Annotated in this window: 18 protein-coding genes; 9 read left to right on the top strand and 9 right to left on the bottom strand. The window is 64.6% G+C overall.

Translation table 11 applies throughout. The features are described from left to right. Positions 1-79: 79 nt before the first annotated feature. The 5 genes from CXY75_RS10885 to CXY75_RS10865 all read right to left on the bottom strand — a co-directional run bounded on the left by CXY75_RS10885 (position 80) and on the right by CXY75_RS10865 (position 5,286). Entirely contained in the window at positions 80-787 is a 708-nt protein-coding gene (locus tag CXY75_RS10885) for a Type 1 glutamine amidotransferase-like domain-containing protein (RefSeq protein WP_104082846.1), read from the bottom strand. A gap of 164 nt (positions 788-951) precedes the next feature. After that, entirely contained in the window at positions 952-2,091 is a 1,140-nt protein-coding gene (locus CXY75_RS10880) for a bifunctional 2-methylcitrate synthase/citrate synthase (protein ID WP_104082845.1), read from the bottom strand. A gap of 11 nt (positions 2,092-2,102) precedes the next feature. Continuing rightward, positions 2,103-3,026, bottom strand: coding sequence for a methylisocitrate lyase (gene prpB, locus CXY75_RS10875; RefSeq protein ID WP_104082844.1), 924 nt, complete (start codon positions 3,024-3,026; stop codon positions 2,103-2,105). Continuing rightward, positions 3,026-4,561, bottom strand: coding sequence for an MmgE/PrpD family protein (locus CXY75_RS10870; protein WP_104082843.1), 1,536 nt, complete (start codon positions 4,559-4,561; stop codon positions 3,026-3,028). Before CXY75_RS10870 ends, prpB begins: the two co-directional genes overlap by 1 nt. A gap of 14 nt (positions 4,562-4,575) precedes the next feature. Next, positions 4,576-5,286, bottom strand: coding sequence for a GntR family transcriptional regulator (locus tag CXY75_RS10865; protein ID WP_369826713.1), 711 nt, complete (start codon positions 5,284-5,286; stop codon positions 4,576-4,578). A gap of 88 nt (positions 5,287-5,374) precedes the next feature. Here CXY75_RS10865 and CXY75_RS10860 point away from each other — a divergent pair, with 88 nt between their 5' ends. From CXY75_RS10860 to CXY75_RS10850, 3 genes are all read left to right on the top strand, one after another. After that, entirely contained in the window at positions 5,375-7,300 is a 1,926-nt protein-coding gene (locus tag CXY75_RS10860; protein ID WP_104082841.1) for an AMP-binding protein, read from the top strand. Between the two features lie 84 nt (positions 7,301-7,384). After that, positions 7,385-7,732 carry a DUF485 domain-containing protein gene (locus tag CXY75_RS10855; RefSeq protein ID WP_104082840.1) on the top strand — a complete coding sequence of 116 codons (348 nt, stop codon included), beginning with the start codon at positions 7,385-7,387 and terminating at the stop codon, positions 7,730-7,732. After that, positions 7,729-9,351 carry a cation acetate symporter gene (locus CXY75_RS10850; protein WP_104082839.1) on the top strand — a complete coding sequence of 541 codons (1,623 nt, stop codon included), beginning with the start codon at positions 7,729-7,731 and terminating at the stop codon, positions 9,349-9,351. Before CXY75_RS10855 ends, CXY75_RS10850 begins: the two co-directional genes overlap by 4 nt. Positions 9,352-10,066: 715 nt before the next feature. Here CXY75_RS10850 and CXY75_RS10845 read toward each other — a convergent pair. Continuing rightward, positions 10,067-10,849 (bottom strand): SDR family oxidoreductase, encoded by a 783-nt coding sequence (locus CXY75_RS10845; protein WP_104082838.1) that lies wholly within the window; start codon positions 10,847-10,849, stop codon positions 10,067-10,069. Between the two features lie 29 nt (positions 10,850-10,878). On the opposite strand from CXY75_RS10845, the gene CXY75_RS10840 reads away from it, so the two are divergent. The 6 genes from CXY75_RS10840 to CXY75_RS10815 all read left to right on the top strand — a co-directional run bounded on the left by CXY75_RS10840 (position 10,879) and on the right by CXY75_RS10815 (position 17,974). Beyond that, on the top strand, positions 10,879-11,994 hold the full coding sequence (locus tag CXY75_RS10840; protein WP_104082837.1) for an acyltransferase family protein: 1,116 nt from the start codon (positions 10,879-10,881) through the stop codon (positions 11,992-11,994). Between the two features lie 106 nt (positions 11,995-12,100). Next, positions 12,101-13,432 carry a bifunctional o-acetylhomoserine/o-acetylserine sulfhydrylase gene (locus CXY75_RS10835; RefSeq protein ID WP_104082836.1) on the top strand — a complete coding sequence of 444 codons (1,332 nt, stop codon included), beginning with the start codon at positions 12,101-12,103 and terminating at the stop codon, positions 13,430-13,432. A 72-nt stretch (positions 13,433-13,504) separates the two neighbouring features. Further along, positions 13,505-14,707 carry a homoserine O-acetyltransferase gene (locus tag CXY75_RS10830; RefSeq protein ID WP_104082835.1) on the top strand — a complete coding sequence of 401 codons (1,203 nt, stop codon included), beginning with the start codon at positions 13,505-13,507 and terminating at the stop codon, positions 14,705-14,707. A 64-nt stretch (positions 14,708-14,771) separates the two neighbouring features. Next, entirely contained in the window at positions 14,772-15,941 is a 1,170-nt protein-coding gene (locus CXY75_RS10825) for a sensor histidine kinase (protein ID WP_104082834.1), read from the top strand. Next, on the top strand, positions 15,938-17,272 hold the full coding sequence (locus CXY75_RS10820; RefSeq protein ID WP_104082833.1) for a hypothetical protein: 1,335 nt from the start codon (positions 15,938-15,940) through the stop codon (positions 17,270-17,272). Before CXY75_RS10825 ends, CXY75_RS10820 begins: the two co-directional genes overlap by 4 nt. 45 nt (positions 17,273-17,317) lie before the next feature. Next, the gene (locus CXY75_RS10815) at positions 17,318-17,974 is read left to right on the top strand and encodes a response regulator transcription factor (protein ID WP_104082832.1); all 657 of its coding nucleotides are present in this window, start codon (positions 17,318-17,320) and stop codon (positions 17,972-17,974) included. Between the two features lie 66 nt (positions 17,975-18,040). Here CXY75_RS10815 and CXY75_RS10810 read toward each other — a convergent pair whose 3' ends face one another. The 3 genes from CXY75_RS10810 to CXY75_RS10800 all read right to left on the bottom strand — a co-directional run bounded on the left by CXY75_RS10810 (position 18,041) and on the right by CXY75_RS10800 (position 21,088). Continuing rightward, positions 18,041-19,318 (bottom strand): MFS transporter, encoded by a 1,278-nt coding sequence (locus CXY75_RS10810; RefSeq protein ID WP_104082831.1) that lies wholly within the window; start codon positions 19,316-19,318, stop codon positions 18,041-18,043. A 195-nt stretch (positions 19,319-19,513) separates the two neighbouring features. Beyond that, the gene (locus CXY75_RS10805; protein WP_104082830.1) at positions 19,514-19,816 is read right to left on the bottom strand and encodes a thiamine-binding protein; all 303 of its coding nucleotides are present in this window, start codon (positions 19,814-19,816) and stop codon (positions 19,514-19,516) included. 9 nt (positions 19,817-19,825) lie between these two features. Further along, a complete protein-coding gene (locus tag CXY75_RS10800) occupies positions 19,826-21,088 on the bottom strand; it encodes a glycosyltransferase 87 family protein (protein ID WP_199182431.1) in 1,263 nt (420 codons plus the stop codon). Positions 21,089-21,141 lie beyond the last annotated feature (53 nt).

The raw sequence follows: 21,141 nt of genomic DNA, 5'->3' as shown, positions 1-21,141 counted from the left end.
CAGGCCGGACAGCGAGCGAACGCGCGGGCGCCTGATCGCTGGCGGTGCGGCATCCGTTTGCCGAGTGTCACGGCCGCACCTAGGCGCCGATGGTGCTCACGAGCACGCCGCCGTCGGCCTGGCTGACGTTCCAGACGCTGCCGGCTCCGAGCACGGTGAGCGCACCCTCGCCGACCACGAGCACGGTGTTTTCGTCGATGGCGAGGCCACCATCGATGAGGCCGGCCTCGGTCGCGGCGATCAGTCGGGATAGGCTGCCGGACTGGGCGGCGTGCACGTCGACCGTGACGTCGAGCAGTCCGATGCCCTGGGCCAGGGTGATCTCGTCGAGGCCTTCCGAGACGTGTTCGGGCGTGACCTCGACGCCGCCGATGCGCCAGCCGCCGATCAGGGCCCGTTCGGCCGCGATCATGGCACCAGCCGAGAAACCGAGGTAGGGCACCCCTGCCGATACCTGACGGCGGATCTCGCCGGAAATAGGCGCGACAGCAGCCAGGTAATCGGGCGTCACGCCGCCGCCAATGACGATGCCGTCGACCGCGCCCAGGGCGGTAAGGTCGCCGGTATCACCGGGCGCGAGCGCGGTGCGGCGGGTCTGCACGCTGTCGCCGAGCGATGCGGCCAGTTCCTCGGCATGGGCGCTGCCGGGGCCGACGGTGATAATGGCGACTAGGGGCTCGTCACGGCCGGCCTGGATGGCCCGAGCGGTGACCTCGGCCAGGAATGTTCCAAACACGTCGGTGTCGTGCGCGGCGGCTCCCCCGCCGCCGACCAGGTGCACGCTCACGCGGTAGCCGCCGTTTCGGTCGAGAGGGTGGACGCGTTATGGGCATCAAGTGTCATTCAGCAATGCTAACCACAACGCAATGCTAACGAGGTTGCGAACCAGGCAAGCAACAAATGGATGCCGCGCTGCCAGCTGGCAGCGCGGCATCCATTCTGAAGAAATCGCTACGGAACCTGACGCTGGTCGACACCGGTGTAGGCCGACAACGGACGAATCAGGGCGTTGCTCTTCTTCTGCTCCATAATGTGCGCGGTCCACCCGGTGATGCGCGCTGCGACGAAGAGTGGCGTGAAGGTGAGGGTGTCAAAGCCCATCAGGTGGTAGGCCGGGCCAGACGGATAGTCCAGATTGGGCAGAATCGCCTTACGCGACGTCATTGCCGTCTCGAGGGCCTCGTACAGTTCGAGCAGTTCCGGCTTCTGGTAATGGTCGACCAGGGTGACGAGCGCGGCCCGCATGGTCGGAACCCGCGAGTCGCCGCTCTTGTAAACGCGGTGCCCGAAACCCATGATCTTGCGCTTCTCGGCGAGCGCCTGGCCCAGCCACGGTTCGGCCCGCGCGGCCGATCCGGCGCCGAGGCCAATCTCGGTGAAGGTGTGCATGACGGCCTCGTTGGCGCCGCCGTGCAGCGCCCCCTTGAGCGCCCCGACCGCGCCGGTCACCGCCGAGTACAAATCGGACAGGGTGGAGGTGATGACCCGCGCGGTGAACGTCGAGGCGTTGAAGGAGTGCTCGGCGTACAGAATCATCGACACGTCGAAGGCGTTGACGACGACGAGCTCGGGCACCTCACCGAACGCCATGTGCAGAAAGTTCGCCGAGTAGCCAAGGTCGTCGCGCGGTTCGACCAGGTCCAAGCCGTGCCTCCGGCGCTGGTCGTACGAGACGATCGCGGGCAGCTGGGCGAACAGCCGAATCGACTTGGCGAGGTCGGATTCCGGTGACGGGTTCTCGGCGTCCGGATCGCTCGCGCCGATGACGCTCACCGCGGTGCGCACGACATCCATCGGGTGGGCGGTGAGCGGCAGCTCGTCGATGATGCGCTTGACCACCGGGCTGAGGTGGCGCAGCGACCGCTCGAGCGCCTCGAAGTCGGCGAGCTGCGGCTCGGTGGGCAGTTCGCCGTGCCAGAGCAGATAGGCGACCTCTTCGAAGCTCTTCTTCGCCGCGAGCTCCTCCACCGGATAGCCCCGGTAGAGCAGCGAGTTAGTCTCTGGGTTGACCTTGGAGACCGCGGTGGTGTCAACGACGACGCCGGTCAGGCCCTTGTATACGTGTGGCGCGAGTGTTTCCGTGTCAGACATTGTGCTCCCCTTTATACCGGTGACGAAGTCGAAATGTGCGGGTTCAACGTGAAATCGAAGATACCCGAATCGAAGGTGCTGTACGACGCATAATCGAGCAATTCGTATAGGTCGGCCCGGTGCTGCATCTCGGGCAGCATCTCGCGGAGCGACCCGTGCTGCTCGATCGCGTCAAGTCCACGCGCCGCCGACCCCATTGCGAGGCGCAGCAGGGACACCGGAAAGATCACCAGGTTCATGCCCACGTTTTCGAGCTGCTGCACGGTGTACAGCTCACCCTTGCCAAACTCGGTCATGTTTGCCAAGATCGGCACCGACACGGCAGACCGAATCGCTTCGAACTCGGCCAGGCTGCCCATCGCCTCGGGAAAGATCGCGTCAGCGCCGGCATCCTGCAGCTGCTTCGCCCGGGTCACCGCGGCGTCCAAGCCGTCAACGGCACGAATGTCGGTGCGCGCCATCACGAGAAAGTTCGGGTCCCTGCGCCCATCGACGGCCGCGCGGATGCGCTTGATCGCGGTGTCGGCATCCACTACCTGCTTTCCATCGAGGTGACCGCAGCGTTTCGGGTTGACCTGGTCCTCGATGTGCATGCCGGCAAGTCCCGCGTCTTCGAGGGTCTGAATGGTGCGCGCCACGTTCATCGGTTCGCCAAAACCGGTATCAGCGTCGACAATCGCTGGCAGGTCGGTCATCCGGGCGATCTGCTGCGACCGGCCAGCCACCTCGGTCAGGGTGGTCAGGCCGATGTCGGGCAGGCCGAGGTCGGCCGAGAGCACAGCGCCCGAAATGTAGACGCCCTCAAACCCCTTCTGCTGGATCAGCTTGGCCGAGAGCGGGTTGAACGCCCCCGGATAGCGCAAAATCTTGCCATTCGACAAGCCGACTCGCAGTGCGATGCGCTTGTCGGCTGCGGTCGTGCCGGCGTACAGCATTAGAAGATTCCGTTCGGCGTGGCGATCGACGCGAGCAGTCCAGGCTTGGCCACGATGGTCAAGCGACCGAGTTCGGCCGCCTCGAGCTCGGGCAGGCGCTGGGCCAGAGAGAGGAAGCGTTCGATCTCCGATGCCTCCATAACCGGCTCGGCCAGGGTGCGGAACTTGTTGATGTACTCCGCGCGGGCGAAGGGGCGAGCGCCAAGCGGATGCGCGTCGGCCACAGCGATCTCGTCCACGAGGCGCATCCCGTTGGTCAGTTCGATTTCCACCCGACCGCCGAAGGCCTTCTCGGCCGGGTCGAGGGAGTGGTAACGACGCGTCCACTCCGCATCTTCGGTCGTCGTGACGGTCTGCCACAGGGCGATGGTGTCTGGCCGGCTGGCTCGCTCCGGACTGTAGGAATCAACGTGGTTCCAAGCGCCGTCCTGCAGCGCGACCGTAAAGATATACGGAATGGAGTGGTCGAGCGTCTCGCGGCTCGCCGTGGGATCGTACTTCTGCGGATCGTTGGCTCCGGAGCCGATGACGTAGTGCGTGTGGTGGCTGGTGTGCAGCACGACCGTCTTAATCGCACCGGCGACGAGCAGCTCGGGGTGCTCATTGTGCAGCTTGCGGGCGAGGTCGATCCAAGCCTGGGCCTGGTATTCGGCCGAGTGCTCCTTGGTATAGCTGTCTAGGATGGCACGCTTGATGCTTCCGGGCTTCGGCAGCGACACGTCGTAGGAGCCGTCCGGGCCGTCGAGCAACCACGCGATGACGCCGTCTTCGCCCTCATAAATGGGAGTCGGGCTGGTCTCGCCGCGAAGCGCCCGGTCGACGGCCTCGACGGCCATCTTGCCGGCGAAGGCCGGGGCGTGCGCCTTCCACGACGAGATCTCGCCCTTTCGCGACTGCCGCGTTGCGGTCGTCGTGTGCAGGGCCTGGCCGACGGCCTGGAAGATGATTTCCTTGTCGAGTCCGAGCAGGGTGCCAATTCCGGCGGCGACCGACGGGCCGAGGTGGGCAACGTGGTCGATCTTGTGTGCGTGCAGGCTGATCGACTTCACCAGGTCGATTTGAATCTCGTACCCGGTAGCGATACCGCGAATGAGGTCACGGCCGGTCAGGCCGCGCGAGGCGGCGAGGTGCTGGGCGACGGCCGTGATCGGCGGGATATTGTCGCCGGGGTGCGAGTACTCGGCGGCGAGGAAAGTGTCGTGATAGTCGAGCTCCCGCACGGCAACACCGTTGGCCCAGGCCGCCCATTCCGGGGAGACGCGGCGCGCGGGGGCGAGGCCGAACACGGACGCTCCGTCGCCGCCGTTCGAGCGCGGGTGGGCGAGCGCCTGCGAGCGAGCGGCAATCACCGGGCGCCGGGTCAGACTGGCCGCAGCGACGGAGGCATTGTCAATCACGCGGTTAATGACCATCTCGGTCACCTCCTCGGAAGCCGGGGCCGGGTCGGCGGCGACCTCGGCGATCTTCCAGGCCAGCTGGTCCTCGCGGGCCAGGTTCTCGTCGCTTGTGTGAACTCGAACGTGGTGAAGCTGCACTGTGGATCCCTTCGTTAGTTTGGCAGTTGGTCGGCCGACACTGCCAAGTCCTCGTCGATCGCCGCGAGGACGCTCACAAGGCTCTGGTGAAGATGAATATGGGTGGCATGGGCAGCCAGCGACGGATCGCCAGCAATGATGGCGTCGAGAATCAGCAGATGCTCGGCGGCCGCAGCATGGAGCCGCAGCGTATTTCTCCGAGCCAGCCGACGAATTCGGGCCAAGTGGGTGCGTACGGCACGCAGGGCGCCGACGAGAAAGGGGTTTCCGACCGCGGCATCGACGGCGTCTTCGAATTCGTCGATCAGTCGGTAATAGCGGTGCACGCCAACGTCGCCCTGTTCCAGCAGCTGGGGGGCGTTGACGAACTCCTCACGCAGCAGGGTAAACGGGGCGGGATCGCGGCGAATCGCGGCCAGGCGGATGGCCTGCACCTCGAGCGCTTGGCGCAACTCATAGAGTTCGGAGATGCTGTCAACCGAGATGTCGGTCACTTCAAAGCCGCGTCCGCGCCGGCCAACGACGAGGCCGTCAGCGATCAAACGGGCAACAGCCTCGCGCAGCGGGGTACGCGAAACGCCGATACGTTCGGCTTGTTCAACTTCGAGCAGAGCGGCGCCGGGAGCGAGGAGCCCGGTGACGATCTCCCCGCGCAGCTGACGGTAGGCCCGCTCGCTGGCGCGGAGCGGTACCTCTAACCCCAACATTGCGGTTTCTGTATACACAAGTGCCATCCTATTCCACACTGCCGGGTTATATGCAATACTTCAACCACTCTTTGTATACAGAGACTCTTCGATGGAGAAGGTAGACATGAACGGCGAATCAGGTGGCGGCTACCGGGAGGCGTGGCGACGCAGCATTTCGTCGCCCGAAGACTTCTGGCTGACGGCTGCAGCTGGCATCGACTGGATCACCCCACCGACCATGGCGCTTGACCCAAACGGCCCCGCGACCGGCAGCTGGTTTCCCGGCGGCAGGCTCAATACGAGCTACAACGCGCTCGACCGCCATGTTCTGGCCGGGCGCGGCGCCTACACAGCGCTGATCTATGACTCCGCCATGACCGGCACTCGGATCAAACTCAGCTACCTCGAACTGCTCGGCCGGGTCGCCCGGTTCGCCGGCGTGCTCCGCGCCAATGGCGTCGGCATCGGCGACCGCGTCATCATCTACCTGCCGATGATTCCCGAAGCCGTCATAGCGATGCTCGCCTGTGCCCGCATCGGCGCGGTGCATTCCGTCGTGTTCGGTGGATTCGCCGCGACCGAACTGGCCGTGCGCATTGATGACGCCCGACCGAGTGTCATCGTGACGGCATCCGGAGGTCTGGAACCCGGTCGCACGGTGCAATATTTGCCACTCGTCGCCAAGGCGATCGCCCTCAGTCAGGGTTCGGTGCACACCGTGATCGTGCGTGACCGCGAAAGCGTCCCCGGGTCGGCCGCTGACTACCGGGGCCGAAACGAAACGGATGCCGTCTGGCTCGACTGGGCAGACGAAGAGGCCACGGCAGCTCCGGCCGACCCTGTGGCCCTCCGCTCCGAAGACCCGCTCTACGTTTTGTACACCTCAGGCACCACGGGACAGCCCAAGGGCATCATCCGCGACAACGGCGGCCATGCCGTCGCCCTGAACTGGTCGATGCGCAACATTTACGATGTGGGGCCGGGCGACGTGTACTGGGCCGCGTCCGACGTCGGCTGGGTGGTTGGGCACTCCTACATCGTCTACGCGCCGCTCCTGGCGGGCGCCACCACCGTGATCTACGAGGGCAAGCCGATCGGCACACCGGACGCCGGCGCCTTCTGGCGCGTCGTCGACGACTACCAGGTGAAGGTGTTGTTCACCGCGCCGACCGCCATCCGCGCCATCCGGCGGGTCGATCCCGACCTGCTCGAGCTGAAAAACCACGACGTGTCGAGCCTGACCAGCCTGTTCTTAGCCGGGGAGCGCCTCGACCCCGAAACCTTTCACTGGGCCAACAACGGGCTGCACTGCCCGGTTGTCGACCACTGGTGGCAAACCGAGACCGGCTGGGCGATCTGCGCCAACCTGCTCGGTATCGAGGAGCTGCCGACCAAGCCGGGCTCGGCTACCGTTCCGGTGCCCGGGTTCGACATCGTCATCTTGGACTCCACGGGCAAACCAATCGAGAAAATCGGCAAGGACGGCAACATCGCCATTCGGCTCCCTTTGCCGCCAGGCACCCTCCGCGGGGTCTGGGGCAGCGAGGAACGGTTCGCGAGTTCCTACCTGAGCGTCTTTCCCGGCTACTACGCCACCGGCGACTCCGGGCATTTCGATTCCGACGGCTACCTGTTCGTGATGGGCCGCACCGACGACGTGATCAACGTGGCCGGGCATCGACTCTCGACCGGTTCGCTCGAAGAAGTGCTCACCCTGCACCCCGCCGTCGCCGAGTGCGCGGTGCTCGGTGTGCACGATGCCCTCAAGGGTCAGCGCGCCGCTGGTTTCGTGACCCTCAAAGTGGGCACTAGTATCGACCACAGCACACTGACCGCAGAACTCGTCGCCCTCGTGCGGGAGCATATCGGGCCGGTTGCCGCTTTCCGCGACGTCACCATACTTGACCGACTACCCAAAACGCGCTCGGGAAAGATTCTTCGCAAAACCATTCGGCAAATCGTCGACGGCGAAGAATATTCCGTTCCCCCCACCATCGAAGACCCCACCGTTCTTGACGATCTCAAACGCGCGCTGTCGGCATCCGTTTAAACAACCCGTCGAGATCACTCCACACCGCACACTCTCCATTTTTTGCGATACCCGCATTTTTCGTCCCTGAGGCAAGGAGGCCCCATGAATGAAGCAATAAACGACGCCCCACCGAAGTCCCTTATCGATTACGAGGCGTTTGAGAAAACTCCCCGTTTTCTGGAGTTGAAGCGCACCCGCAACGGGTTCGTCGTGCCCATGGCAATCTTCTTTTTTGTCTGGTACATCGCCTATGTACTCGCCGCAGCATATCTGCATGACTTCATGGCGACGCCGGTGTTTGGTCGCATCAACATCGGACTGCTCCTCGGCCTCGGCCAGTTCGTCACGACGTTTGCCATCACGATGACCTACGTGACCTTTGCGAACCGCAAGATCGACCCCCGCACCGAAGAACTTCGCCTTGAGCTCGAGCGGATGGAACAACGATGAACGCAGTGCATTCCCTGGTCACGCTGGTCAAACCGGTGGAAAACAACCCGGTCCTGAACATCTCGATCTTTCTCGCCTTCGTCGCGGTCACCCTGATCATCGTTATTCGCTCCGGACGCAACAACAAGTCCGCCGCTGATTATTACACCGGTGGCCGTTCGTTCACCGGACCGCAGAACGGGTTCGCCATCGCCGGCGACTACCTGTCGGCCGCATCCTTCCTCGGCATTGTCGGTGCGATCGCGATCAGCGGTTACGACGGATTCATGTACTCGATCGGATTCCTGGTCGCCTGGCTCGTTGCCCTGCTGCTCGTTGCAGAGCTCATGCGCAACACCGGCAAGTTCACCATGGCCGATGTGCTCTCTTTCCGGCTCAAGCAGGGCCCGGTGCGAGTGGCAGCGGCAACGACCACCCTGGCCGTGTGCTTCTTCTACCTGCTCGCGCAGATGGCCGGAGCTGGCGGACTCGTCTCGCTGCTGCTCGGCATCAACGACAAGCTCGGGCAGTCCATCGTGGTCACCATCGTTGGCGCCCTGATGATCGTCTACGTGCTGGTCGGCGGTATGAAGGGCACCACCTGGGTGCAGATCGTCAAGGCGTTCCTGCTTATCCTGGGTGCGCTCGCCATGAGCATTTGGGTGCTCGCATTGAACGGGTTCAACCTGTCGGCACTGCTCGATAGCGCGGTTGCCGTCTCGACCTCCGTTCCGGGCGATGCGATCCTGGCCCCTGGCCTGAAGTACGGCACAAACCCGCTCGACTTTATCTCGCTCGCCCTCGCCCTGGTTCTGGGAACAGCCGGTCTGCCGCACGTGCTGATGCGTTTCTACACGGTTCCCACCGCCAAGGAAGCGCGTCGCTCGGTGGTCTGGGCCATTTGGCTCATTGGTGCGTTCTACATCTTCACCCTGGTGCTCGGCTTCGGCGCCGCGTCACTCGTCGGTGCTGACACTATCGAGGCCGCTCCCGGCGGCGTGAACTCGGCGGCCCCGCTGCTCGCGCTCGCGCTCGGCGGTCCGCTGCTGCTCGGCTTCATCTCGGCCATCGCCTTCGCGACGATCCTGGCCGTTGTGGCCGGCATCACCATCACGGCGGCGACGAGCTTCGCGCACGACATCTATGGCTCCGTCATTAAGAAGGGCAAGGGAAACGCCGACGACGAGGTGAAGGTCGCTCGTCGCACCGTGATCGTGATTGGTATTCTCGCCATCGCCGGTGGTATCGGTGTGCAGGGGCAGAACATCGCATTCCTGGTGGCCCTGGCTTTCGCCGTCGCGGCGAGCGCCAACCTGCCCACCATTCTCTACTCGTTGTTCTGGCGTGGCTTCACTACCCGCGGCGCGGTCTGGAGCATGTACGGCGGACTGGCCTCGGCCGTGCTGCTGATCATCTTCTCGCCGGTGTTCTCTGGCACGGACACCTCTATGTTCGGCGCTGACGTGAACTTTGCGATTTTCCCGCTGAGCAACCCCGGTATCGTCTCGATCCCACTCGGGTTCTTCCTAGGCTGGCTCGGATCGGTCACCAGCACGGTGAAAGAGAGCCCAAAGCTCGCCGCCGAAATGTCGGTGCGTTCGCTCACCGGCCACGGCGCCGAGAAGGCCGTCGAGCACTAACACGCAGTTGCAGCATCGGGCCGGCCGGGATCTCACGATCCCGTCCGGCCCGTTTGCCGTTCCGTTGGTTTCGCAGACACAGTGGCGATGGGCCATAGCGATCTCGGCCGGCTCGATCAACGGATGGGGGCGAACAGCAGACACGGTCGCGTCGGACGATGGCGCTCTCGGCGGGCGACCCAGAGCAAAGAGCACGCTGTGGGGAAGGAAAGTCGGAAACTTTTGGATGAGTTCGATCAACGGATGCGGGCGAACCGCCCCGCAGGCGGTGCGTTGGCCGGGCGGCTCGCTCCAGTGCAAAAGCGGCTCGATACGTCGGCAGGCTGGCTCAGTTCCGAGCGCGGCATCGGGTCAGCGGGCACCACTTCACGGCGCGCAGGACTTGCGCCGCTGCGCGGTAGGCCGAACTCCCGCGCACTGGCGCAGATCCCGCGCGACGAGTTACGCGGGAGTTCTGGCCGGACCAGTACTCCCGCGTACTGGCGCACCTCCCGCGTAGCTTGCTCAGCCAGCGCCACCTCCGTACCCGAACTCCCGCGCACTGGTGCAGTCCCGGCGCAGCGCGGCTCAGCCGAACGGATGCCCACTCTCTCAGCTCCCGCGCACGGGCGCACGTCCCGCGCACCGGCGCACGTTCCGCGCACTGGCGCACCTCCCACGCATCGAAAAGTCGCGGTCGCGCCGAAAAGCCACGGCCCGCGCTCAAGAACCGGGCTTAGGGCTCGCGCACCGTGAGGGGGCCGCGCGCGATGCGGGTCGGGGCCGCCTGGGCGACCGGCTTGATCACGATCAGGTCGAGGTTCACGTGCGCCGGGCGCTCAACGCTTGCGACGATGGTCTCGGCGATGTCCTCGGCCGAGAGCGGATCTGGCACGTTGTCGTAGGCTGCGAAAGCCTTGTCGGCGTCACCGTCGAAACGAACCAGACCGAACTCATCCGTTTTGACCATGCCAGGGGCAATCTCAATCACCCGAATCGGCTCGCCCGAGAGCTCGAGGCGCAGCACCTCGGTCATCGCGTGCGCGGCGAACTTGGCCGCGTTGTAGCCGCCACCGCCAAGATAGGCAACATGCCCGGCAATCGAGGTGACCGTGACGATGTCGGCCGAACCTGCCCCGGAATCGATACCGGCGCGCAGCAACGGCAAAATGGCTGTGGTTACCCGCTTGACGGCGAGCACGTTGATCTCAAACATCCAGGCCCAGTCGTCAATACTGCCGGCCTCGACGGTGTCGAGGCCCTTGGCTCCGCCGGCGTTGTTGACCAGGGCGTGCACCGGGCCGAGGTCTACGAGGTAGTCGCGCAGTGCGTCGACATCCGCTTGCTGCGTCAGGTCGGCGGTGAAGACATCCGCTCCCGTCTCCGTTCCAAGAGCCGCGAGGCGGTCGGCCCGCCGCGCGACACCCACCACGTTCCAGCCATGCTCGCGGAACAGGCGCACGGTCGCCGCCCCGATTCCCGAACTTGCCCCGGTCACCACAACTCTTCGAATACTCATTTCTCCATTGTGGCGGGAGAATGGATTGAATGAGCGCACTGGCCACTACCACCACTCAACCGCAGAAACGACGCGTACCCCTTTGGGACAACGCGCGCTGGGTCGCGATCACCCTCGTGGTGATCGGCCACGCCATTCTCAAACTCATCGGCGAAGCGGATGTCGCCTACACGCTCTATCTATTCATCTACACCTTCCACGTGCCGGTTTTCGTCGCGGTGAGCGGCTACTTTGCTAAATCGGGGCCGCCCGATGCGCGGCAAATGCACCGCCTGATCACGGATCTGTTGCTGCCCTACCTGATCTTCGAAACGATCTGGACGTCGGTGCGCTGGCTTTTAAGCGGCAACTTCGTTCTGGACCGGTTGATACCCGACTACTCCACCGCGAGCTGGACCCTATGGTTTTTGCTCGCCCTGCTGGTCTGGCGGATAGCTTTGCCCTACCTCGTGCTGCTGCGCTACCCCCTCATCATCAGCATTATCGTCTCGGTCGGAGCCGGCTACCTGCCAAATATTGACGGCACGTTCACCCTGGCCCGCACCCTCGCGCTGCTCCCGTTCTTCGTGTTCGGCTGGAAGCTGCGGCAGTGGTTGTTGACCGAGACCTGGCTGCATCTGCGCACGGGACTGATCTGGCGCTGGCGGGCCGGTGCGCTGGCAGTGTTCGCCGGCTTGTACGTGGTGATCGCGTTCACTATCGACGGCCTGCGCGCACTGAAAGTACGACGTTTTTTGCTCTACGACGAGTCGTACGGGGCGTTTGACTACTCCTTGTGGTGGGCCGGCGGCATCCGTTTGACGGTCATGGTTCTGGCGTTTGCGCTGATTGTGGCGTTCCTTATGCTGATCCCGAGGCGTTCGACCTGGTTCACCGATTTCGGCGCTGCAACGATGTACATCTACCTTCTACACACCTTTTTTCTCTATCCGCTGAGGGAGAGCGGCCTCTTGGACGGGCCACAGCCGGGCTGGGTGCTGCCGGCCATGATCGTGCTGAGCGTTGCCATTGCGATCGTGCTGTCGCTTCCCGTAGCTCGACGGGTGACGCGCCCCCTGGTGGAACCGAGAGCACGCTGGCTGTTCCGGCCGAGCGCTGCGACACCAACTGGAACCATCGTGCTCCCGTACCGCGATCGCAAGTAGGTGTCGTTCATGACGCCGTGTTGCGCACCCGTTGTCGGGGCGGTATCGACGTCCCTAGACTCGTTGCCAGAGCAGGGACGGACCCAGCTGTGAGCCGGAGGCCATCGTGACCGATAAATCTTCATCGTGGAAGTTCGAGACCAAGCAGGTTCACTCCGGAGCGCAACCAGACCCGACCACCAACGCTCGGGCCACTCCGATCTACCAGACCACCTCGTATGTCTTCAATAGTGCCGAGCATGCCCAGAACCTGTTCGCGCTGGCCGAATTCGGCAACATCTATACCCGCATCCAGAACCCCACCCAGGCCGTCGTCGAAGAGCGTGTCGCCGCCCTCGAAGGCGGAACCGCGGCGCTACTGCTGTCCAGCGGTCAGTCAGCATCCACTTTTGCGGTGTTGAACATCGCCCAGGCCGGCGACCACATCGTGTCGTCGAGCTCGATTTACGGTGGTACCTACAACCTGTTCAAGTACACCCTGAGCAAGCTCGGCATCGAGGTTACCTTCGTCGAAGACCAGGATGACGCGGCAGAATGGCAGCGCGCCGTACGCCCCAACACCAAGCTGTTCTTCGCCGAATCGATCGGCAACCCCCGCATCAACGTGCTCGACATCAGCATGGTAGCGGATATCGCCCACGCCGCCGGTATTCCGCTGATCGTCGACAATACGATCGCCACGCCGTACCTGATTCGCCCGTTCGAGCACGGAGCCGACATTATCGTGCACTCGGCCACGAAGTTTCTCGGTGGCCACGGCTCTGTTATCGGCGGCGTGCTCGTCGATGGCGGAAAGTTCGAGTGGTCGAAGAATGTCGAGAAGTTCCCGGGCCTGACCGAACCCGACCCGTCGTATCACGGTGCGAGCTACACCACGGCCGTCGGCGACGGCATCGCTTTCGTCATCAAAGCGCGCGTGCAGCTGCTGCGCGACCTCGGAAGCGCCATCGCCCCGGCGAGCGCGTGGCAGCTCATTCAGGGCATCGACACGCTCAGCCTGCGCGTCGAACGCCACGTGCAGAATGCCCAGACCATCGCCGAGTGGCTCGACCAGCACGACGACATCGCGTTGGTGCACTATGCCGGACTGCCGTCGAGCCCCTGGTACGCCAACGCTAACAAGTACGCGCCGCTCGGCGTCGGTGCTGTGCTCTCGTTCGAGCTGAAGGGCGGTGTCACAGCTGGCCGAGCCCTGGTCGACAACCTGAGCCTGTTCAGCCACGTCGCCAACATTGGTGATGTGCGTTCCCTGGTCATTCACCCGGCCTCAACCACGCACTCCCAGCTGACCCCGGAGCAGCAGCTCACGGCCGGTGTCACGCCCGGTCTGGTGCGACTCTCGGTCGGCATCGAAAACATCGTTGACCTGATCAATGACCTCGAGGCCGGCCTCGCCGCAGCCCGCGCCGCCGCCGCGCGCGACCGCGCCGACGCCTAACGGGCTCTCTCGCCCGGGCGCGCGACGTACCATGCGCCCGGGCTGTTCATTCAACTAGCAGAATGGACGTGTATGGATTGGCAATCATCGGCAGACACGGTCCCGTCGAGCTTCATCACCGAAGCTCAGACGCGCTCGGTCCTTGGCAAGCCTCCGGCGACGGGGGCTTGGCGTGACGGCGACCCGGTGGGCAACCGCCAGTTCGCCAATCTCGGTCCGCTGACCTTTGAGACCGGCGGCAGCCTCCCCATGGTGCGGCTGGCCTTCGAGACCTGGGGCACCCTGAACGCGGCCCGCGATAATGCGGTGCTCGTGCTGCACGCCCTCACCGGTGACAGCCACCTAGCTGGCGCGCCCGGCCCCGGTCAGAACACGGGCGGCTGGTGGGACGGCATCGTCGGCCCGGGGCTCGCCATTGACACCGATACCCACTTCGTCGTCGCCCCGAACATGCTTGGCGGCTGTCAGGGTAGTACGGGGCCAGCCTCGCTCGCCCCCGACGGGCTTGAATGGGGAATTCGATTTCCCTACGTCACCATTCGCGACCAGGTCAGCGCGCAACGCGTGTTCAGCGATCACCTCGGTATCGATCGCTGGGCTGCCGTCGTCGGCGGGTCGATGGGCGGCATGCACGCCCTCGAATGGGCGATCGAGACGCCTGACCGGGTCGAGCGCCTAATCATTCTGGCGGCGCCGCCGGTCACCACGGCCGATCAAGTTGCCCTTAACTCGGTGCAGATCGAAGCTATTCGCACCGACCCCGCCTTTCGGTCCGGCGATTACTACGATGAAGCGGATGGCGACGGCCCGACCCGCGGGCTGGCCCTGGCCCGAAGAATGGCCCTGCTCAACTACCGCAGCCCGGCCGAACTCAACGCCCGGTTCGACCGTGGCTGGCAGAGCGGTATCAGTCCGCTCGGCGCAGGCGGCCGCTTCGCCGTGGAATCGTACCTCGACTTTCACGGCAACAAATTCACCAGACGGTTTGACGCCAACAGCTATATCGTGCTCGTCGAGGCCATGAACTCGCACGATGTCGGACGGGGCCGCGGTGGCGTCGCCGCCGCCCTCGGCCGGGTCACCGCCCAGTCTGTCGTGGTCGGAATCGACAGCGACCGGCTGTTCCCGGTCGACGGTCAGCGCATCATCGCCGCGCACTTGCCGAATAATATCGATGGACCAACCGCCGTTGTGCTGGAATCCGGGTACGGTCACGATGGCTTTCTCATTGAGAACGACGCGATCGGCGCCCAAATTCGACGATTATTGGGCTAGACCGCGCGTGTTCGCCGGGTATGGTGCTGGTATAACACGTTAATTTTCAACCGAAACGGCACCCATGCAACGCATTCTCAAGGAGCGCGATCGGCTCCTTCGCAGAGCGGTGCAGGCGGCCGGGCTGACCGGCTCTGCCACGGCCCTGGCCTGTTTGTTGGTTCCCGGCGGCATTGAGGGTAATCCTCGTCTGGCAGCCACGGTACTCATCCTGCTGCTCGCGGCCGCGCAGTACCTGCTCGGCAGCACCGGCGCCCTGCGCTGGGTGGTGCTCATCGTGCTCTGCGGGGAGGGCATCATCCTGCTCGTCGGCTTCGCCAGTCACCCCGGCGCGCCCCAAAACCTGATCGAGGTGAGCGTGATCGGAATGGTTGCCACCGCGCCCATGAGCGCCGTTGCTGCGGTCTTGATCACGAGCCCCCGCCGACTACTCTTACTCGGTTTCTTCTTTGTACTGACCATCTCGACCGTGGCCGTCGTGACGATCAACACCCCAGACCAACTCATACTCCTCGTCCTGACCGTGGCGATGTGGTTCACCTTCACTCTCGCGTCCTGGTGGATCGCGCAGAGCGTGCCCCGAGTGATGCACCGCATCGCTGCGATCGGGCGCGCGCACCGCGCCGAACGGCACGCAAGCGAACTCGAGGCGCAACGCCGCCAGGACGCCCGGTTACTGCACGATACGGTGCTGGCGACGCTGACCTTACTGGCCCATTCCGGCGTTGGCGTCAGCCCGGCTGCTCTACAGAAACAAGCCGGAGACGACGCCCGTCTGCTGCGCCAGTTGCGGTTGGGCGGTCTGCCCACCCCCACCCGTTCGGGCGTGTACGCGCTCGAACCGGCCTCGGTGCTCGCCCTCGGTTACACGCTCGAAGCCGTGCGTGCGCGGTTCGAGCGGTTGGGTCTGACGGTCAACTGGCACGGGAGCGGGCAGGTCCAGCTGCACAGCAACGTGCTCGACTCTTTTCTGCTTGCCCTCTCCGAATGCCTCGAGAACGTGCGCCGGCACGCCGGTGTCGACCACGCCGACGTGACGATAACGGATGACGACACCACGGTTCGCGCGATGGTCACCGACACCGGAGTCGGCTTTGACCTCGGCCAGGTCGGCTCCGAACGGCTCGGTGTTGCCGAATCGGTGATCGCTCGCCTGCGTGACGTCGGTGGCAACGCCCGACTGTTTTCCTCGCCGGGGGCCGGAACGACGGTTGTTTTGGAAGTTCCCAAATGAGTACACTGAGCGACACCACACCCATCGACATCGTGCGCACGCGTGGTGTGGGTGCGCGCCTGCTCGGCGCACCGGACGAGCGTAGCTGGCCGACAACATCCGTTGGCCAATCGACCAGGGCAGCGCTATCGCCGCTGCGGTTTCCGCGGTCGAGTCTGCGCGGCGAAAGCCATTTCGCCGGGTTCAAGTCCGATCAGAACGGTTTAGGCGCTCGGCACCTCGGTATTGGGATGAGCATCAGTGGCGGCGTTATTGCCCTGTTTTTGCTGGCGCGGTTGGCGGTCGAGTGGAACGAGACCCCCACCCCCACGCTGAGTGTGACGGCCTGGCTGGTGCTCGCTGCGACCGCCGTCTGCGTGAACATGGCGGTGCGCCGGCTGTCATCTCGCCTGCCGCTGTGGCTGTTTCTGCTCGCCATTGCCGCCTGCGCGATCGTGGTGGCGCTCGACATGGCAGGGTCGTGGGGCATTTCGGGCACGGCTCTTTTTCCCACCGCTGCACCGGCCGTTGGAGCATTTTTGCTGACGATAGTGACGCTCCGAGAATCCCGCGATATCACCGTGGCAGCGCTCGCCCTCGGTGTCGCTATGGCTGCTGCGACCCTGTTCGAAGTCCGCACCGATGTGCTGACCCTGGGCCCGGATATTCTCGGGGTCGCGCTGGCCGTCGTACCGCCGGTGGTCGGCGCGAGCATTGTGCATGCGTTTCGCCGCATGGTGCAGCGCGAACTCGACCTCGTGCTCGTGCAAAGCACCGTGTCGCAGCCGCGATTCGCGGTTGGCATGCTCGCCTCGGAACAGCTAGCTCGGCTCGACCTCGACGCTGAGACCCTGCTCGACGATGTCGCCCAGGGGCGCACAGCGCTCCCGCTCGCCGTATCGACGGCCACGACCGCAGCCTCGCTGGCCACTCAACTGCGCCTACACCTGAACGAGGGTCGCACCGAGACCTGGCTGCACCACGCCATCACGGAGAGCGAATTTCTCAGCCCCGTGGTCTCCCTGAGCGATCCGGCCGGCTTGGCCGGTCTGCTGTCGCCGACACAACGCGACGGGCTGCTGCTAACGATTTGGCTGCTGATCGGGGACACCCAGCGGTCGGGAGCATCCGTTTCACTGCGGCTTGGACCAATTGCCCCCACACATGGGGTAGGACCGCAGCATCAGGTGCGTTTTCCGATCGAACTCACCACAACGGGGGTATCCCGGCGGCGCGTCGATCCCGAAACATGGCAGGCAATTAGGGCCATTGGACCCCATGTGGATTCGAACCGCGACGGTAGTCTAAGGGTAGACATCGAGTGCAGTGTGGACAATCCTGCTGACGCCTAGTATTGGGGATATAGGCGATATGGTGCACACCGTAGGAGGTAACACATGACGATTACACCCCGTCCGATCCGCTTGGCCCTTGTTGACGATCACCGAATGCTTCTCGGGGCGCTCACCGAGTGGATTCGTAGCGCCGCTGACGACATCGAGATGGTAGCTGCGGTGACGACCTGGCCCGAACTGCTCACCCATCCGCAGTTCCCGGTGGACGTCGTGCTGCTCGACCTCGACCTCAAGGACAACATTCCGGTCTCCCTGAAGATCTCGACGCTCAAAACGACCGGGGTGAAGACGGTGCTGATGAGCACCTATTCTGAGCCTGCGCTCGTGCGTGAAGCCCTCGCGGCCGGCGCCCTCGGCTACCTCGTGAAGAGCGAGGAGGCGAGCATGATCGTGGACGCCATTCGCGCCGCCTATAACGGTAAGTCCTACATCTCCGCCGAGCTCGACTACGCGCTCAACTCGACCGAAAACGTTGAGGGCCCGCGGCTGAGCGCCCAGGAACGCCGCGTGATGGCGCTCTACGGTGCCGGCGAACCGGTCAAGGCCGTCGCGTACCAGCTCGGCATCTCCGAGGAGACCGCCAAGAGCTACCTCAAGCGTATTCGCGAGAAGTACCGCCTGGCCGGGTATGACGTTGGCACCAAGGTTGCGCTGCGCAAGCGCGCCATCCACGACGGAATCCTGCTGCAGACGGACTAGTGCAGCCTCCATTTAGTTTTCGCTGAACACCACCGGCTCGCAACACTGTGCGGGCCGGTTCGTTCGTTAATGCGAGCGCACGACCTCGACCAGCTGCGTGCCGTATGGCACATACTGGCCGCGCAGGCGGCGGCGCCGGTCGATGCTGAAAGTGAGCAGGGTCAGAAGTACGCCGAGCGTGCTCAGGGCGACACCGATCCAAATCGGGGCGAGGTAGCCGAGTCCAGCGGCGATCACCACGCCGCCGAGAGCCGCGCCCAGGGCGTTACCGGCGTTGAGCGATGAGTGGTTCAGTGCCGCCGCGAGCGACTGACTCTCGTGGGCCACATCCATCAGCCGAGCCTGAATGGTCGGCGAGAGAGCGGATGCCGCCGCCCCGATAAAGAACATGCCGATCACAAGCCCCGCGAGCGATTGAGCAGAGAGGCCTAGCGTGACCAGGGCCGCGATCAGCACGCCGAAGGAGACGTACATGGTGCGGCGCACGCTCCAGTCCGCCATCGCTCCCCCGGCAAAGTTGCCGGTCGTCATGCCGAGGCCGACGACGACGAGTATGATCGGCACCGCCGCCGCGGTGAGCCCGGTTATTTCAATCACGAGCGGGGCGACGTAGGTGTAGACGGCGAACAAGCCGCCAAAGCCGATGGCTCCAATCGACAGGGTGATCCATACCTGTAGTTGACTGAACGCCCGCAACTCGGCGCGCATTGTGGCCTTCGGGTTGCCGTTCTGGAACGGTACGAACACGGCGACGGCTACGAAGGTGAGCGCGAAGATCGCTGCGACGACCAGGTAGGCGATGCGCCATCCGCTCGCCTGACCGATCCAGGTGATTGTTGGCACCCCGATGACGTTGGAGATGGTCAGCCCGCTGAGCACGATGGCGATGCCGCGGGCACGCTTGCCCGGGCCCATCAGGTGTGCGGCGACGAGCGAGGCGATGCCAAAGTAGGCGCCGTGCGGCAGCCCGGCCACGAACCGGGCGGCCAGTACGGTCTCGAAGGTCGGCAGTAGTGCCGACGCAATCGTGCCGAGGGTGAACGCGGTCAACAAGGCCAGGAGCAGCTGTTTGCGCGGCCAACGCGCCGCAGCGGCCGCAATCGTCGGCGCTCCGACGACGACACCGAGGGCGTAGGCAGAGATGAGCCAGCCTGCCTGGGCATTGGCAGCATCCGGTGCAGCGGCATAGAGGCCGGGAAGCAGGTCTGCGGCGAGGTTTGGCAGCAGACCCATGGCAACGAATTCGGTCGCGCCGATGGCGAACCCACCCAGGGCGAGGGCGAGCAGGGCAAGACGAATACGGGTCGACGACAGCTGCGTCGACCCGTCAGAAGTGAGGGGCATGCGATAAGCCTATGCCCCGTACGCTTGCGCGGGTGATTCCCGTCGCGCGCAGGCCTGGATCATTCGGGGGCGGGTGGTCCGGCGGTGCCGCGGGGCACATCTCGCGAGTGCTCGGGCACACTCATGGGCCGAAGATGGCATCTCGCGTGTCGACGGACGGCACCGGGGAGCCAAAGATGGCTGCTCGCTAGTTGATCACTCGGAGAGAGCGGTCTCCAGGCGCGCGAGCTTGCCGGTCAGCTCGCCGGTGTGGCCCGGGCGGATGTCGGCCTTCAGCACGAGGGAAACGCGCGGCCCGAAGGTGCCCACCGCCTCGGTCGCGGCCTTGATAACGGCGAAGACCTCGTCCCACTCGCCCTCGATGGTGGTGAACATCGAGTCCGTGTGATTGGGCAGGCCGGATTCGCGCACGATGCGCACGGCTGCGGCGACCGCGTCATGCACGGACCCCTGCGAGTCGGCAGCGACGGACGGTGCGACAGAGAATGCTACGAGCATGGTGGCTCCCTAGAGGTGGTGGTCGATAGTGCGAAAAGACGGTGGCGTGAGTCGGTACAGTGCCCAGAGCGCCCAGCCGAGCAGTACGAATTCGAGCAGATTGCGCACGGTCAGCACCAGCACCATGACCGGATTGGCCACCAACACCCAAGCGTAGAGGTATGGGTAGACGACCTGAGTGAGCGCGGCGAGCGCGAGACCGAGCAGCGCGGGTGTGCGCCAGGGGCGCCCGGTCAGCACGAGCCCCAGAATGATCGGCGCAGCCAGCCAGCTGATGAACTGCGGCGAACCGACCTTGTTGAACGCGATCATGGTGACCGTCAACGCGAGCGTCAGCGGGGGAAAGACTTCCGGCCAGCCAGTTCCCCGGCGTTGGGCCCGCACGCCGAGCAGCAGCACGCCGGCGGCGGCGAGCGCGAGCAGCGGAGTCATCGCTCCACTCATGGCGATGGTGACAGCGCCGGCGATTTGAAACGTGAGAATGTGCTGGTCGTAGTAGATGAAACTGCCAGGAACGCCCAGCGCGGCCTGCCAGAGCCACGGCACTGCGACGGGCGATTCGATCTGGATCCCCCGCCCCGCCTGCTCGGCCACGAAGCTCAGGACGTGAATGCCGCTGCCTCGGGCCAAGCTGAGCGACACGGCCACGGTGATGACCGCCGCGGTGACGGCGGCGGCAACCGCGAGCATCCGCCAGCGCAGTTTCGACGCCACGAACAGGGCGGCCAAGGCTGCAACCGGCCAGATTTTGATCCAGGTGGCTAGGGTGAGCAGAACTGTGCCCCAGAGCGGGCGGCGGCCAAGCCAGAGCAGCGCGGCGATGCAGAGCGGAACCGTGACCGCGTCGATGCGCACCAGCGCGATCGGGCCCAGCAGGACCAGAAAGGCCAGCCACCACCAGGCCGCCGCGCGGTGAGAGCGCACGAGCACGAAGAACGCCCCGGCGTTCATCACGGTCACCAGCCCAAACCAGGTTCCGAGGTAGGCCGGGCCACCGAAGGCCACCGCGCTGACAATCGGCACGAGCGCGAGCAGCGGGTAGACGAAGTTCTCGGTGATTCCCACAATACTTCCGCCGACTGCGCTCTCGGCCCAGCGGCGGTAGACGATCTCAACGTCGCCGAGCGGATACCCCGGACCAAACACGGCCAGAACGATCAGCAACAGATGCACGAGTACGAAAGCGGTCCAGAGCGCGGCGAGCGGATACCGCACCAACTGCTGCGCAGGCCACGTGCCGGCAGCGCCGTGGGTTTCGTCGTGAATTCGCACGCTTTACCTTGGCACAAGGCGGAGAGCCCAAGGTACCGCGCGCGTTGCGGCAC

This window comes from Cryobacterium sp. Y11 (genome assembly GCF_002929535.1).
Taxonomy (GTDB): Bacteria; Actinomycetota; Actinomycetes; order Actinomycetales; family Microbacteriaceae; genus Cryobacterium.
The sequence above is the reverse complement of the archived record's forward strand: the minus strand, read 5'-3'. Positions and strand labels throughout refer to the sequence as shown.

Coding starts and splice junctions, on each gene's coding strand:
- prpB (WP_104082844.1), bottom strand. CDS start 3,026: ATGCTGTACGCCGGCACGACCGCAGCCGACAAGCGCATCGCACTGCGA.
- CXY75_RS10855 (WP_104082840.1), top strand. CDS start 7,385: ATGAATGAAGCAATAAACGACGCCCCACCGAAGTCCCTTATCGATTAC.
- CXY75_RS10845 (WP_104082838.1), bottom strand. CDS start 10,849: ATGAGTATTCGAAGAGTTGTGGTGACCGGGGCAAGTTCGGGAATCGGG.
- CXY75_RS10805 (WP_104082830.1), bottom strand. CDS start 19,816: ATGCTCGTAGCATTCTCTGTCGCACCGTCCGTCGCTGCCGACTCGCAG.
- CXY75_RS10840 (WP_104082837.1), top strand. CDS start 10,879: ATGAGCGCACTGGCCACTACCACCACTCAACCGCAGAAACGACGCGTA.
- CXY75_RS10860 (WP_104082841.1), top strand. CDS start 5,375: ATGAACGGCGAATCAGGTGGCGGCTACCGGGAGGCGTGGCGACGCAGC.
- CXY75_RS10810 (WP_104082831.1), bottom strand. CDS start 19,318: ATGCCCCTCACTTCTGACGGGTCGACGCAGCTGTCGTCGACCCGTATT.
- CXY75_RS10820 (WP_104082833.1), top strand. CDS start 15,938: ATGAGTACACTGAGCGACACCACACCCATCGACATCGTGCGCACGCGT.
- CXY75_RS10815 (WP_104082832.1), top strand. CDS start 17,318: ATGACGATTACACCCCGTCCGATCCGCTTGGCCCTTGTTGACGATCAC.
- CXY75_RS10850 (WP_104082839.1), top strand. CDS start 7,729: ATGAACGCAGTGCATTCCCTGGTCACGCTGGTCAAACCGGTGGAAAAC.
- CXY75_RS10825 (WP_104082834.1), top strand. CDS start 14,772: ATGCAACGCATTCTCAAGGAGCGCGATCGGCTCCTTCGCAGAGCGGTG.
- CXY75_RS10830 (WP_104082835.1), top strand. CDS start 13,505: ATGGATTGGCAATCATCGGCAGACACGGTCCCGTCGAGCTTCATCACC.
- CXY75_RS10880 (WP_104082845.1), bottom strand. CDS start 2,091: ATGTCTGACACGGAAACACTCGCGCCACACGTATACAAGGGCCTGACC.